The organism is Mariniflexile fucanivorans (assembly GCF_004341235.1).
GTDB classification, from domain to species: domain Bacteria; phylum Bacteroidota; class Bacteroidia; order Flavobacteriales; family Flavobacteriaceae; genus Mariniflexile; species Mariniflexile fucanivorans.
The window spans coordinates 44,996-60,505 of sequence record NZ_SLUP01000011.1; the positions used below are offsets into that span (position 1 = coordinate 44,996).

Sequence of the window (15,510 nt, forward strand, 5' to 3'; positions counted from 1 at the left end):
TTATTGAAAGATTTTTAAATAACATTGGTATTCTATTTAGATATTATTGTAATCCGTTGGCTGTAATTTTTGAATTACAACCAACGGGTTAATGATTACTTTTACATAAAAGTGATGGTTACCAAATAGTCTACACCTTGATAAAATGCTGGAATTGTACCAACAATTTTTGAGGATGATATGGTTTCAATTAATAACGTTGAAATTCCCATTTCTCCAACAACTGGGTATGTGTACATAATTGGTTCTTCAAATGTTATTTCAGTTTCATCGGAATTAAAAGCCCAAGTAGTTTCAAAAATAAGATTACCTTCAAAATCATATTGCAATAGGCTACCATCAGGATTAAATTTAAATGAATAATTTTTCACCTCATCAGAATCGAGAATCGTAATATCTGATATTTCTATGGCTCCAAATAGTATACTAGGCTCAACGGTTTTACTTGTAATGACCCATGATTTAGATTCTATTATATCTTTTTTTGATTGTCCATTTTCTGTATCATCTTTAGAACAGGATGTAAAACTTAGTATTAAAATTAGTGCTGTAATTAATAATTTGTACTTTTTCATAATAAATTTGGGGGGGGTTAAGTTTATAATTTTTTTATTTAAAATTCCATTGTAAACCAATTAAAAAAGTAGTTCCAATGTTGTCGGCAAAACCAAATTCGCGATGTTCTCCTAATAGGTTTCTTCCTGTTACATCTAAGGATGTGTTTTTGTTTAGTTGATAGGTTACTTTTGCATTTAAATCTAAATTTGTTTTAATAGGCATTTCAACTTTAGATTGGTCTAAATAACTCGTATCATAAATTGTATAATAGTTATAATACTCAAATTTTTGATTAGAATATATATAAGCATCCGAGGCAAAATTCCATTTTGAATTTAACATATAATTTAGTGAGAAACCTCCAAAAAACGAAGGCGTTACGGCGTCGCTCCATTGTGTTGGGTTCATTATTGTATTTGTAACAGACTCGAACGTATTACTATCAGTATTTATATCTACAGTAACTTTTTTAGTTTCTATATCAATACTTTTTCTTCCAGATATAGCTGTTTTTTGATAGGTTCCAAAAAATTTAGTTTTAAAAGAATCGGATACATCGTAATTTAAAGTAAATCCTGCACCGTATTGATTGGCTCTTAAATTGTAATTTTCAAAAACCACATCGCCAGATGCACTAAGAGAAATTATATCTCCTGGCTGTCCTTCATCAGTTAATTGCTGTACAACTTCATAATTTCTATATACATTAGGATTTACAAAATTATCAACTTCAGAATAAAACATTTCTAAATCTAACCTTATATTTGAATTTTTCTTAGTTCGCCAACCAATTTCATAATTTGTAATGGTTGGATATTTCAAATCTTCCTGCCCATTAACATTTAATGAAACTGGAACTGTAATTGTTGGTTGTGTTTGATTATTAGTATAGTCAAATTTCACCATAAGGTTAGCGTTCAAATATGAATCCAAAAAGAAAGGCGATTTATTTGCTTTTGAAAAGACTGCTCTAATTAAATTGTTTTTATCTACACGATAGGTTGAAGCCAGTTCATAATTCTTGAAATAATTTTTATTTATATCGAATTTATCTATTCGCACAGCACCAATCATTCTTAAATTTGAAGTTGGCTTCCATTCTGTCAACATAAAAGCGGAATACGACGAAGCTATTCTTGGCTCGTCTTTAAACTGAATATCTAACTCATTAAAATTTAATCCATCTTCATAAATTAAAGGGCTGTTATATGATAAATATTTGTAATTAATACCGGGTCTGATGCTTAAATTTTTAAACTGTTTAAAATATTCTAAATTAACTTCCATATTGGTGAATTTATAGGAATTAAATTTATAATTACTAAAATCTTTACCTGTATTTACCGTTAATTGCCCACTTAAATTTTTATGGTTTACTCTAGAATTAAAATAATAGCTTTCCGACTCAATTTGAGACAAGGGGGTTATTAAGTTTAAAAAACCTGTTTTTTGGCTTTGCGAACTTTGTGCCCCCATAGCAATATCAATATTTGATTGCTCTGAAAAATTATGTGTGAAAAATATATTTCCTCCAGCTTTTCTTAAACTAAGGTCTACATCGTAGGTTGTACCAAGTGCTTCTCTAAATTCGCTAGATGTCCAAACATCATAATTAGTTGAATTCTTGATTGGTACAACAAACATGGTATTATCATCCAATGATGTATAACTATTTTGATTAAAGTCGAAATAATCTTTATTAAACCTATTACGTTCTGTAAAATTACTTGAAAAACTAAGTTTAGTTTTATCGTTCCAGTTATAACCAATATTTACACTTGCATTAATCGCATTGTTAGTTCCAAATTTACTATTTACAACAATATTTTCACCTTGCTTATGTGCGTGTGAAGTAATAATATTTATAACACCTGTAACTGCATTTGGACCATATAGTGCAGAGGCTGGACCTCTTACTACTTCAATTCTTTCAACATCATTAATATCTATTGGTAGTGTTTCCCAAAAGGTTCCACCACTAAAGTAGCTATACACTATTCGGTTGTCAATCATAACCAAGGTTGTAGTATTCATTGGAAGACTTACATATACGTTTTTAGTGATATCATCATACCCCCTAATATGGATGTCGTAATTCCCTGGTGTTATTTCTCGAACAATAACCCCTTGTGATAACCGAAGTGCCTCTGGAATACTTGTAACACTAGATTTAGCAATTTCTTCTTTACTAATAATCGTTGTCGATAATGGCGTTTCAAATAAATCCTCTGGCTGTTTTGATGCTGTTACTACCACATCAATATTTAAAATTTCATTTAAGGACATATTTTCATAAACACTTGTATCTTGAGCCAATAAATAGCCACTTTGCAATAAAAGCAAACAGCTAAATATTATTATTTTTAGTGTTTTTTTCATAATAAATTAAAACTTTTTAAGTTAAATGTTAATTATTATATGTAATATTTTGTAATCATTTGCGTACTATTCTAAATTAAAATTCAATTAACCATTTAAATTTTTCGGTTCATTCTCGTATTTACATAATTGCTTTCCGATTCTTTTTGTTACAATGGCGTTCATAAATTTAAAATCCTATTTATATATTTTTGAAATCCTTAAAATATCAGAAGAGAACGATTGATTCTCTTTTTCTAATGAAATTAAGTTCACCAATATAATTGGCTTATTATTTTGTAATCCAAATCCTAATGATATCTCACCTTGTTCGATAAACCTAGGAGTGCCAGTTACCGACAATACTTTATATTTTTTACATATAGACGCTTGATAATGTATCCCTTGCATAAAGTAAACAGCTTGATAACCAGAGATGTTTTGTTCTAATTCTGATGGGTAAATTGCTTTAGCTTCTATAGAATTTCCCAATCCTTTAATAAATTCATCCTTATTTATTTCAGAATTATTATCAAAAACAACTAATATTTGAATTTTTGGGGATTGCTGAATTTGAGGGTTGTATTTTAAAACTTTTGATAGTAGTGCTGCTTGTATTTTTTCAGGCACAGGAATATTTTGGGCAAACACTGAATTTCCAAAACAGCAAAAAATGAAAATAAAAACTAGCCCCTTAGCTAAGAAGATTATATTTGGGGGTAATTTTAAGTTAATCATTTAGTAGGTATCAATTTTAACTTTTAGCTCGATATTTATAGCAAAGTATTGAAATTCTTTTCTTTGCTTCATGACTTTTATCAAGTTGCAAAATCAAGACTCAAAACAATTGAATAACCGTGCTATCTCTGGCAAAAATATGCATTTTAACCGATAAATAAGCATTTTATCTATTTTTTAATGTTTTTATTTTAATTAAATCGTTCAACTGCATAAAAAACACTACCTGTATATTAACATCTAAATAAACTTGACTTTAATGTGCCTTTTCATGTTTCAGTATTTTATATCTAATTCAATTAATGTTCATTTTGCTTTTAGATCTATTAAATTGACTTTTATATGTCGAAAAAATCAATCTATTTTATTAAATTGAAAACAAAAAAAAACCTATTAATCAAATGATTAACAGGTTTTTGCGCTTACTTAATTACTCGATTGTATGTCTCAATAAATTATTAAAGCTTTATCTTATTAAATTAAAATTTTAGATAAAAAAAACGAGCCAAACCATGAGGAATGACTCGCAATATACGCCATGGGATTCGAACCCTATCTATACTTTAAGACTTGTACTTACTATTAAAACTAATCGCTTCAACCGAATTCACTTATCTCGTAACAATTGACGCTACCATGCAATAAGACGCAGATTTAAATTTACAAAAAATATTAAATATTTCCAAGTTTTGGACATCATATATTTGTATCAGAATATTTATCGAAAAAGGTTCCTATTAGCTGTAGTTTTGTTTTAGCCAATATAGAATTCCAAGTAATATTCCAATGAATAACTTTCTCTTTATATTCTAGATCTTTAACTTTTATTCCTGTGTTATAACTGTTTTCTGGACGGCTAGAACTAAAAATATAATTATTGGTTATGGTTCCTTTTCTACCTAAAAATCCCCAGATTTTAATAGCATCAATATGCACTTTGTTGGCTCTCGTCGTTCTGTTTAAATCCAGCTCGTTGCTATCTATCAATAATCGTTCGCAATTTCCAACAAATATGCCATGCCTAGAATAATTGTGTATAAGTGGAAGTATATTGCCAACAAAGTTCTTCTCTATTTTTACGGAGTTAATTATATCAAACTCCTTACCCGAACTATGCTGGTGGCTCAAACCAATATGGATGCCTTGTAAAAAACCTTCAATTCTATTTCTAAATACATGAACATCTGTTGATACTTCTCCACCAATTACCAAAGCTTGAAAGCCCAATGATGGGTCTTCTTCACTTAAAGAAGCAACAAACCTATTAAGTGAAGGAACACTACTATCTTTAACTAAAACTAAATTCAAAACTGTTTTTTTTAAATATTTTTGAAGGTCTTTAGTGTTGGTTATGGTGTTAGGTGGTGGATTATTTGTAATTAAAGGCTGCCATACATTGGCATTTCTAATATCTGAATTGGTTCTAAAACTCAAATTAAAATTGCCATAGTTAATTGTTTCATTGGTGTTGGAATTATGGGTTTCGCTAATATTGGACATTAAAATATCCAAAAAAGCATTTCTAGTTCTGTTGTCGTTTTTAATCCTATCTAGCAAAGAATACTTTTTTGGTTTTGGTCGCACAGAAATAACGTTATTCTCAACCACACTTCTTTTTGAATTGACTACTACAATACCGTGTTGATAAAACCCTACATTTAAGTTACAATTGGCTACATGAATACTACCGGGGTTTTGTTGAGCATTATAATAAGTAATACATGAAGCTTGTGGTTTTATACCATGACCACAACTTACTTGTATTTTATTAATGGAAAGCTTAGGCGTATTAACAACGGTTAATGCTCCCTTACGACTTACAACATCGTCCTTATTTTGGTTTTTTACTTGGTTTGTTTGAAAAGACATGTGAGATATATCCAGACTTGCACAACCATCAAACCTAAAAGCTACTTGAAGTTTTGAAGCTTGTATGATGGTTCCTGGTCCGCTTCCAGTAATTAATAAATGTCCTTTATTCTTGATTATTATGGTACTTTCTAGATTATAAATACCAATATCAAAACAAATTTTTGCGTGTTCGCCTTCCTTAATTTTATCAAATATGCGTTCCCATCCTGCTTTAGCACTTACATGATAGGTACAACAACCTCCATCTGATTTTGGCAATTCGGTAAGGGGTGGAAATAACTTTCTACAATCTGAAATTGACTGGATTTCGCCATCTTCAACTTCTATAATACCAATTTTTGCCAAGGAAACGTCTACTCCATTCGGGAGTTTTCTTTCTCCCATGGGCCATTCAATAGAAGAGTCAATGGTTCGGGCCGGAATTAGCCAATAATCTCCAGCTACATAGATGCCCCCACTAAAATTAACCTCAATCCCATCTTCAATTTGAATAAAGTTTGAATTTAAAGGGATGGATTCACCAGCTTGTTCCCAACGAATCATTTTTAAACCTTGAATATCTAGTGCATCTATAGCTTCATTAACACTTATTTCTAAAGTATTTCTGTTTATATCTTCAATTTGAACAAGTTTATTCACGGTTCTACCCAGACTTGTTTTATGGTTTTTAAATTCCACCCAATCCCCTATTGAAAAACCTAAAACTTCATCCCTGCCAAGTGAATTAACTTTTACAACATGGCTTCCAGTAATTTCCATAACCTGGCTTACTACAGAAGCGTTTTCTCTAGACCACTTGAATGTGGACTGCGATAAATTTCCGCCCTTTTGAATTTCTATACGGTATAATTGGTTTTCCAACCGCCTGAAACCACTTGTTTGATTGAAGCTACATGGATCTGTATTTGTCTCAGACGAAACAGTTCTAGCCTCCATAGTTCCGGTGGCTTTTGTGCCTATATTATTAGATGGTATTTGAATGTCTTCGCATTGTATGCCCGCATCTATGCTGGCTGCTTTTAATTGCCAAGTGGTTTGTAGCCTTGTAGTAGTATCTGGATCACCCAGTGCTTTTTCTCGAATATGTGGATCATCCAAAAAAGTAACCTCGCGTTGCCAAGCTTCTAAATAAAGAAGGTAACGACCAGATGTCATATTGGTGCGAATTAACCCATAAGGTAAATCAACTTCATTTGATGCTATTAGAATTCCTTCATTATTAAATCCAAAATTAACGTTTTGATCAAGTTCACAAAGTAAGCCATTAACATACATACGCCCTTGGGATAGCGATAATTCCGAATCGGTATGTAAAAACAGTTGAAAACCGTTTGAATGAACGGGTACTCCTGTACGCCCAATAACATCGATGGTTTGTTTATGAAGTCGATCTTGATTTATATCCGACTGCGCATTCCAATCAGAATCCAATAACACTCTACCTTGCTGCATTCTAACAGCACTGTAATGTTTTTTTCTATCAAAAATCAATCGAGAATAATCACTTGACATAATGTTTTATTTAAAATTTTAATACTCTTTATGAAGCATAAAATACTCCTGCTTCCATTCCAAATCGTAGATACTCTTGGATCCTGATTTGTAAGTTCGATTCCTTTTGCGGTTGAAACAAATTGTGGTACACCCCTATTTCCGAAGCATCATCGGCTCCCTTCAAAAATTCATTTTTACACCATACATTTAATTGAAAATAAGCAGGATTCCCGTAAATGGTAGACATAAAATCGGGCACTACGGTTTTTATTTCTTCGCTCGTTTTAGGATAACAATGATATTTTCTTGGTGTGATGGAATTGAAAGGAAGATAACTATACCGAATACAGCCCGTTTGTAAAAGCTGAACCGTTACCAAGGAAATAAAAATACAGTTTTCCACTAAAGAAATTGATTTTACATCTACTTCTCCTAAAATTGTGGTATTTTTTACTTGTAATATGGCACGTTGCCCTTCTAAAGCGCTGATCGCTTTTTCTTCTTTATTTAGCACATCTACAATACTGTTTTCAATGTGGATAGAGGCATTTTCAAAAGTATTTATACCTGCTACAATGGCATTATTTATTTTCAGCTGTATGGGAGAACCAAGAATTATTTTGTTGCTTGATGCTTTTGGTAAATAAGTACAATGTGTTATAGACAGCCTTTCTAAATTTGTATTATTTTGAATGACCATGTTGTTTCCATCCATAATAAAACCATTAATAATTACTTCAGAAAGTGCCTCTCCTTCAATAGTGAAATCTGTTAAAAATTTCAAAACAGCACACATACCATCTGCCGACCTCAGCTCAATGGTTTGACCCGTTTGAAGCTGTATTTGTAAATTTTCTTCGTAGCTATGGTTATCCAAAACCTCTATTATGGCATTATTTGGTTGCGCTTGAGCTTCATTAATGGCATCTTGAATGTTCAAAAAATTGCCCAAACCAACGTCTTTGGAAACTGTATAAATAATTTCGAAATCAGAAAAACCAGAAGCCCTATCATATTCACCACCTCCCATTTTTTCCAAACTTCCATAGTTATACCAAACATTCACATGGTTTGAACTTAATGCTGTTATAAAATCTGCACCAAACATTATTCTACCCAACTCTGGATCTATCACCACACGATTGGCTGGTGGGCTTAAAGTAGCATCATCCCAGTTGGACAAATTTCCAATACAAATCTCGTTTTTATGAATATCGCGGTTGGAACCTATACGTATAAAAATATCTTTGCCTCGACCATAATGAGCGTTTAAATGTTCTTTAAGCAATCTTCTTTTGAAAGCCACTGGCGTATGGTTAGGTGCAGCCAGCTCTGTAACGGAGGTTTCTGTCTCTGGAAAATTGTACAAAGCCGTATCAATTCCTAAAGGGTGAAACGTATAACGAGCGCCATCTACTTGAAAAGCCGAAGCGTCTGTTCTAGAAAATGCCTGAATACGCCACAAAAAAATACCTATATTTGGAATATTATATTTACCACGTTTGGAATTGATATTTCTTAAATCTGCGGTTCTTGGAATCGTGTCGAAAGGACTGTTCACATATTCTAATTGCTCCCAATTTTTTAAATTAGGAACGCTTATATTATTTGGTCTTAAATGATTTAAATATTGCGTAGTTGCAAGTAACCTAAAATATTCCACGACATTGGCGTCCCAGTTTGTAACATCTCGTGCCAACTGCTCCAAGATGGACAAAGTGCCTTTACGCCTTCTGTAACCAATAGTATTTGCTACCTCAGACCGCGATGTAAATTTTGGATCATGAATGGGAGCCAAGGGCTGAAAACCAATAAGATCTCCAATATAAGGGATGGCCCATTCTGAACAAGTTTCAATAAATTGGTCATCATAAAGCTGGTCTAAATTTTCTTCAATCATGTCTAATTCCTCAGACAGTATGGAAAAAAGGGCTTTTAATGGAGGTAAATCTTGGTGGTTGTCAACCAATTCGGAATCCTTAACCCGATATATTGCAGGAAGCAATTGATACAATTTTTCTAAATCAACATTCATATCTGATTGAATTTAAATGGTGATGGGTCTAGCATAATAAGCTCGGAAGCGGTAATAGAGCTATTAGCAATAATTACTTGTGCCACTAACACTTTTTCTAATGTTTCAACAGTGCCCGTAATGAAGAATTTATCAATGTCTATATAATTGACACCTTCAGTTGATTCTATAAGCGCTATGACTTCACTTAAATGAATATTTTGACCGATGTTCCTATTTTTAAAAGCATAAGTATTTCTTATGTTTTTTATGATTTCATCGTGAACTTTTTGAAAATCATAAGTCTCATCTACATTTAAATTCCCAATAATTCTAAAATATCTTTTTCTAAAAGATTTTATTTGAAGTTGCACACCGGGATAAGAATTTTTTCTGATGGCAGCACTTAATTTATCGAACAGTTTACTGTTTTCATCAATTTCTGCACCATCGGCACCTGCCACTGTTAAGTGAACTTTTTTGCCGTTTCCAGACCAAAGCCAAACTGATTTTGCTTTTTCAATGCCCGCAAAAGATTTGGCAAAGTTTTCATAATCCTTTAACGAAACAATCCTATCCAAGGTATGGATAGATAAATTGGCATTATGGCGCGCATTTTCTATATCTTCTGGGTTTTGTGCACCTTCGGGAGCCAAAGGATTATTTACAGTTTTAAGATATAAAGGCTTAGAAATCAGTTGTGAAATTTGATTGGATTTTAACAAGCCGCTAGACCCTATTCCTTTTCTATAGATAGCCCGAACATTCAATTTTCCAGTTGGTAATCGGGAACCGTGAATACCATCGCCAAAAGTTATGGACGTTGTTCCATCATTACCCCGTCTAACCGTGAAAACATGTTCGTCAGGTTGCCTACCGTAGAAATAGGGCACTTCTTTCCAGAGAATATCGTTGACCCGAATTTCAATAGAAGATGATGAACCAGAAGTGGAGTCATCTGCCACATACGTAACCGGACTGTGTTTGAGCTTAAATTTTTGAAATTGAATTCTAGCATCTCCACTACCCAAAACTTCCGAAACCGTTTCGCCATGAGTTGCCAATGCCACATTGGCGTTTACTCTCACAGTGTTTCTAACAAAACTATTTTCCAACCCTTTTTCTGTTGTAATTTGTGTGTACTTGTCTACCAAAGCAACCTCTTTAATGGTGTGTATTTCCGTTCTTATAACACCAGGCAAATCATCCACTTCTCCTGAAATTAGGACTTTTTGATTTACTTTTAAATCGATATAAAATTCAGATAGAATGATGGCAGATATACCTTTTTCTAATGGCTCAATAATTGGTTTTTGGGTAATTTCTAGTTTTTCACTTTGAATGTATGCAATAGAATTACGCAAATCTGTAATAAGCACTTCACTTGGCCATGTAAGTCCACTAACCTTTATTTTAGTAGACTTCCCACTAATGCCATATTTTGTTTGAGGCACAAGTTCTGCCGAATTAATTTTATATGTTGTAAAGTTTGCATCCTCTGCATTTTTAAGCGCTATATATCCATCGTCTCCACCCGTAACCTCTGCATATTCTGCATCTAAAGTTATTTGATTGGATTTTTCACTAATCGTATATTCGTCATATTCAACATTACCATCAGCATCAATATTCTTGATTTTTTGGGGCGCATTATATCCAAACAAAGCAGCCTTATTTCGGAAAATATACACTTTAACTTCGTTATTTACTTCTGGCTTAGAACTATTTACACTCGTTTTAAATTCATAAGTGCTCCAATTTTGAATTGCCAATGCCGAATTTAATTCATAAGAACTCACTTTTTTGGATGGTCCTATAAGCCCTGATACCGTTTCTTTACTTAGTGTGTATGGTATCATATAATAAGTAGCCATTGGAAACCATTGAAAGTCAGGTAAATATGATATTAAAAACAATCCGTTTTCAAAATGGATTTTGGTAGAATCCATATCATTCAATAATTCAATTTTATTTACTTTTTTCACGGTTTCACCATCTGCATGTACGATTAGAATTTGATCACCCTTTTTTATATTATTATTTGTTCCGTTAATATAAATAACATTGGAGTTAGCAAGATTATTCTGATCATCAAAGGATTTAACGGTCATGGAGTTCCAATCTGATTTAACCTCTATATCTTCAACCGTTTCAAAAATTTGAGGTTCTTCATCCTGTTCGGGCACACTTTGTGCTTTCACCCCTTTGTTCATTTTTACAATTGGATTTTCATTTCCGGCAGCCTTAATTTTTCTTATGTTTTCTGCTCCGGGTTGCATAGAGCTTTCATCTAAAGTGAATGAAAGAAACGTTGTTGCAGCAACACCAGGGTTTAAATCATAACCAATCATGGCCGCCAATTCTGCAACGGATAATCTCTCGGTTGCAGTTCTTAAATAGGATTCGTTTATTATACGCTCTTGGTAAAATGTAAGAACATCTGAAAGTACAGAAAAAGCATCTATAATGGCTACCGTAAAATCGTCGTTAGATCTCGTAGTCAATTTTTTTAAACTTTCCAGTTGGCTCATGGTAAGCTTGGAAAGTAACGACGATTTAAAACCGTTATAATCTCCAATACGATAGTTAATCGTTGACAATCCTGCTCGATTATGTATTTTATTTGGAGTTCTTAAATGAACACCATCACAACAACCACAATTAGTCTGTTCCATTATCTACCGCCTTTAATGAGTAATTTTAAAATTCCCATATCGATATGGTTAGGGTCGTTATCCAATCTTGGAATTTCGCTTTTTCCGAAATCCAATTTTCCTGTATGCAATCCACTAGATGATGTTAATCCGTAACGTTGGAATTTTGTAATATCTACCGAAATAATTCCATCCACTGCTTGAACCAAAGCATAAATTTGACTGAGATATAAGGATTGTCCAAAAATGAGTTTATCAGGATGAAAAAACCCCTTTTGTCCATTTTTAAGCGACTGGTTGCTTAAAAGACTTAGAATTTCTCTCTGTATATCAATTTTAAAAGTATTGGATTGAATGCAAACCTCAACATCAAGTTCCAGTCCTACATATTGAGGGTTTTCAACTTCCAAATCAATACCCGCCATTCGGTATTTTTGCAAGCAATCCCGAAGCTCATTTTCCCATTCTGGAGTTACTTTTTCACCAAGTATCCTATCAGCAGCAATAAAGGTTGTTTGCCAACTGCCTGTCCATCTAAATTTTGCAGATACAGATTGAATATCTTCTTTACAACGCTTTGCCACAGCTTCATAATCTGATGTAATTACAGCTCTTTCTTGCGTTCTAAATGCTTGAGGCGCATATTGTTTAACCTCTTCTTTGGTCTCTGGATTTTTGCCTCCCGTTGCCGGCATTGGGTTGGTTATACTTTTAATATTGATGGTTGAATTATTGACAACTTTTTCAATAGTGTTTCTTCCTATATTACCTCTTGTTCCGTTTCCTATTCTATAATTAGCCAAAAATTTAGAGTTCGCATTGGGTGCTTTACCATTTATATCATTCCCAAATCTTAAATAAGAAGTACCATCAGAATCCATTTCTACAACAAAATGCATATCTAACAACGAGCTATCTACTAATAAATCTTTGACTGCTTTCCATGTATGATTTTGCACTTCAAAAGAATTTCCTGTTTTTAAAACTTCATGCAGTGAAATAGACGGAATGGCACTGCGTATATTTTGGCTCATCATTTTTTTTGCTGATAAAGTCAAATCTGATGCATCGGCTTCAGAAAATTTTAATTGATCAGATTGAGTTAAAGGAGACGCTTTTAACATTGGATAAAACCTTGGCAAAACTGGTATAAGAGCTTTTGGCTCACAGCTATTAGAAAGCGATACATTGGCATATTGATATTTACTTTTTGGTACCAATGTTGGCGTTAAACTACCTTGTACATCTTCAAAAGGAAACTCAGAATTTACACTTTCTAAATCAGAAAAAGAATATCCATGGTCTGCCAACAATACATTCCCTTTGGCTACACTTACCTCAAACACTTGGTCCTTTTCCTCTACATCCAAAACAGTTGAAGTACATAAGGAAAAAGGTAAGGCATCTTCTTCGTTCCAGGTAATTAATGTAATATCTATAACTTCTGCTGGTGTTACCGTAAAATCAAAATCCGTATCAAAAACAATATTGGTGATTTTTACAGCATGCCTATGTTGTGGGTTAGCATCGGCCGTTGCCCCTGTTTTAGGACCTATTATTTCCTCAAGAAGTAAAACATCGTTAATTTTTAAATCTTCAAACCTCCCTAATAAAGTTGCTTGGGTAGCACCTTTTGGCAAACAACAATTTTGTTCACCATAATTATGGAAAGGTATTTTGTTGTGAGCCGAAAACAATTGAACATCATGTACGGGTTCAAAAATTATTTGATTTACATCGAAAACCTTATCAAATTGGTTTTTAGAAATAAGAATGTTTTCAATTTTATCTGCCACACCTTTTGTTAATAGCTTTGTGACAAAACCAGATTCATCCTTTCTTTTAAGAATAGCACCGTTTGAGGATTCATCCACTTGAATTTGAACCCAAGTACGCGCATTAAGCCCATCGTGCATATAGTAATCAATCAATCGGGCATGTCTTCTAACTGAAATTCTTTTTCGCGCCGTTCTTAAATACGCTTCAGTACTTATGGCATCTTGCCTATAGCTTAAGTAATCGCCAACATAAGCTAAAATTTCTACGAGTGTTATTCCTAAATCTGCCGCATTTCTTTCTGTCCAATTGGGCATTAAAAATGACATCCTATCCAACAAAAGCTGTTTGAATGAGGCATAATCTTTAGCCAAATAATTTATCTCAGGACTATATGTAATCTCTTCATTTTGGCAATTAAAATCTGAAGGCTTGCAATCTACATCAGTAAAACATTCTACTTTAAATGAAAAGTCGATGGTTGATAATTTTTTATCGAAACCGGGCAAGTACGTTTGTTCTTCCCAACTTTCCATTAAACAAAGGGTGTAAATAGAAAAATCTCCTCTATCGGAAAGATTTAAGGTGATGTTATTATTTGAAGAATCTTCGATAATTTCTTCAACCATTATACCACTTCGCTTACCTTCAACAATTAAAAAAACCTGATCAATTTCAATAGGATTCTGTAAAGGTTTTAAAAAGGTTATTTGGAGTGTTTTTTGCTTATCCTGAACTAAATTGGTGGACACAACTTCTACATAATCAATTCCGTTAAGATCGGTTTTGGTCTCAATTAATCGTCTTCTATCATCTGTACAGCAATAAATTCTCACGTTTCTTGTGCTTATTTTTGAAATACTACGGTTTGATTTTCTTTATTTCTTAAAAGGGTATAATTTACTTTAACCTCTAAAGTAGATTCTATTGTATTGATGGAAACCTCATTCACCTGAATCAAATGACTCAGCCATTGATTTAAACCACCTTGCACCAAATATTGAGTGGTAGCAGCCATTTCGTTACTGTTTGGTTCAAATACAGCTTGGAGCAATCCGCAGCCAAAGTTTGGACGGTTAACGCGCTCTCCCGGGCTGGTAAACAACAGTTGGTAAATCATGTCTTGTATGTGCAAATCGTCTTCTGAAGTAGCTGTTTTGCCCAATGAATTAAATTGATATGGGTATTTTACATTCATTTTTTTATGTTCCCAATACTTTGGTTTGTGTAGAAACTATGGTAACGGGCGTTCCGTTAGGAATACAAGTCGCCTGACTATCTAAAAGTAAAACAGGCATACCGTTAGAAGTAACCCGTGTTGCTCCAGTAATCCAAGTTGCTGTAACGCATGGTAAAGGGTTTCCTCCTGGCGTTGTAAATGGGCAAGCCGACACCATATGCGGGTTCGGTTGAAGTACTATTGGTTGTCCACTTACTGTAACTCGTGGACTTACAGTTGTTGCTTGTGCTTGTCCCCCATGTGCACAAAGAATAGTTGCTCCTTGATGTAAAATAAATCCTGGCATATTAAATTATTTTAAGTGCTCCGTTGTTCATGTCTATCATAGGTCCTAGCATTTCTATTTTAGCGCCTTTTCCATTATCAATGGTTATTCCTATGTCATTCACTTTTATTGTAGCTCCTGTAGTACTTGAAAGTGTTATACCACCACTAGGTCCGGGCAAATCACTTATTACTATATTATGTTGTAAAAAAGATTGTATCACAATATTTGGTGAAGTTGGCAATCCTTGATTTGCTGCAGGCGGTACATCTGAAGATGCTCCCCATCTACAACCTACCCAGATAGGAAAATTAGGATCTCCCTGTTCAAACTCTACCCAAACACCAGTTCCTATTGGAGGTACCATATAGACTCCCATTGGCGGACCAGTAGGACCAGCAAGTGGTACACAAGGTTCTGCCCAAGAGCTTGGTAAGAGTCCCAGAACATCAGGAATATTGAGCATTAATCGTCCCTTTTGGTTAGGGTCTATATTATTTAGCACGGTAGCTCTGTATTTTCCATAAAATTTTTTATCCAT

The 15,510-nt window shown here is 33.6% G+C and carries 10 protein-coding genes; all 10 read right to left on the reverse strand.

The annotated features are described in order from the left end of the window. Positions 1 to 101: 101 nt before the first annotated feature. Positions 102 to 575: a hypothetical protein gene (locus tag EV196_RS18520; RefSeq protein ID WP_132219275.1), complete on the reverse strand. Its 474-nt coding sequence runs from the start codon at positions 573 to 575 to the stop codon at positions 102 to 104. Between the two features lie 34 nt (positions 576 to 609). Beyond that, complete coding sequence (locus EV196_RS18525) at positions 610 to 2,937, reverse strand: TonB-dependent receptor plug domain-containing protein (protein WP_132219276.1); 2,328 nt, start codon at positions 2,935 to 2,937, stop codon at positions 610 to 612. 177 nt (positions 2,938 to 3,114) lie between these two features. After that, entirely contained in the window at positions 3,115 to 3,654 is a 540-nt protein-coding gene (locus tag EV196_RS18530; protein ID WP_132219277.1) for a YfiR/HmsC family protein, read from the reverse strand. Positions 3,655 to 4,350: 696 nt separating this feature from the next. Next, positions 4,351 to 7,038, reverse strand: a complete 2,688-nt coding sequence (locus EV196_RS18535; RefSeq protein ID WP_132219278.1) for a DUF6519 domain-containing protein — start codon at positions 7,036 to 7,038, stop codon at positions 4,351 to 4,353. 28 nt (positions 7,039 to 7,066) lie between these two features. Next, positions 7,067 to 9,055 carry a hypothetical protein gene (locus EV196_RS18540; protein WP_132219279.1) on the reverse strand — a complete coding sequence of 663 codons (1,989 nt, stop codon included), beginning with the start codon at positions 9,053 to 9,055 and terminating at the stop codon, positions 7,067 to 7,069. Next, positions 9,052 to 11,709 carry a putative baseplate assembly protein gene (locus tag EV196_RS18545; RefSeq protein ID WP_132219280.1) on the reverse strand — a complete coding sequence of 886 codons (2,658 nt, stop codon included), beginning with the start codon at positions 11,707 to 11,709 and terminating at the stop codon, positions 9,052 to 9,054. The genes EV196_RS18540 and EV196_RS18545 overlap by 4 nt, the downstream gene beginning before the upstream one ends. Further along, a complete protein-coding gene (locus EV196_RS18550) occupies positions 11,709 to 14,300 on the reverse strand; it encodes a putative baseplate assembly protein (RefSeq protein WP_132219281.1) in 2,592 nt (863 codons plus the stop codon). The genes EV196_RS18545 and EV196_RS18550 overlap by 1 nt, the downstream gene beginning before the upstream one ends. Positions 14,301 to 14,311: 11 nt before the next feature. Continuing rightward, positions 14,312 to 14,662, reverse strand: a complete 351-nt coding sequence (locus EV196_RS18555; RefSeq protein WP_132219282.1) for a GPW/gp25 family protein — start codon at positions 14,660 to 14,662, stop codon at positions 14,312 to 14,314. A gap of 4 nt (positions 14,663 to 14,666) precedes the next feature. Beyond that, positions 14,667 to 14,990 carry a PAAR-like protein gene (locus EV196_RS18560; RefSeq protein WP_132219283.1) on the reverse strand — a complete coding sequence of 108 codons (324 nt, stop codon included), beginning with the start codon at positions 14,988 to 14,990 and terminating at the stop codon, positions 14,667 to 14,669. A gap of 1 nt (position 14,991) precedes the next feature. Continuing rightward, complete coding sequence (locus EV196_RS18565; RefSeq protein ID WP_132219284.1) at positions 14,992 to 15,510, reverse strand: phage baseplate assembly protein V; 519 nt, start codon at positions 15,508 to 15,510, stop codon at positions 14,992 to 14,994.

Coding starts and splice junctions, on each gene's coding strand:
- EV196_RS18520 (WP_132219275.1), bottom strand. CDS start 575: ATGAAAAAGTACAAATTATTAATTACAGCACTAATTTTAATACTAAGT.
- EV196_RS18525 (WP_132219276.1), bottom strand. CDS start 2,937: ATGAAAAAAACACTAAAAATAATAATATTTAGCTGTTTGCTTTTATTG.
- EV196_RS18530 (WP_132219277.1), bottom strand. CDS start 3,654: ATGATTAACTTAAAATTACCCCCAAATATAATCTTCTTAGCTAAGGGG.
- EV196_RS18535 (WP_132219278.1), bottom strand. CDS start 7,038: ATGTCAAGTGATTATTCTCGATTGATTTTTGATAGAAAAAAACATTAC.
- EV196_RS18540 (WP_132219279.1), bottom strand. CDS start 9,055: ATGAATGTTGATTTAGAAAAATTGTATCAATTGCTTCCTGCAATATAT.
- EV196_RS18545 (WP_132219280.1), bottom strand. CDS start 11,709: ATGGAACAGACTAATTGTGGTTGTTGTGATGGTGTTCATTTAAGAACT.
- EV196_RS18555 (WP_132219282.1), bottom strand. CDS start 14,662: ATGAATGTAAAATACCCATATCAATTTAATTCATTGGGCAAAACAGCT.
- EV196_RS18560 (WP_132219283.1), bottom strand. CDS start 14,990: ATGCCAGGATTTATTTTACATCAAGGAGCAACTATTCTTTGTGCACAT.
- EV196_RS18565 (WP_132219284.1), bottom strand. CDS start 15,510: ATGGATAAAAAATTTTATGGAAAATACAGAGCTACCGTGCTAAATAAT.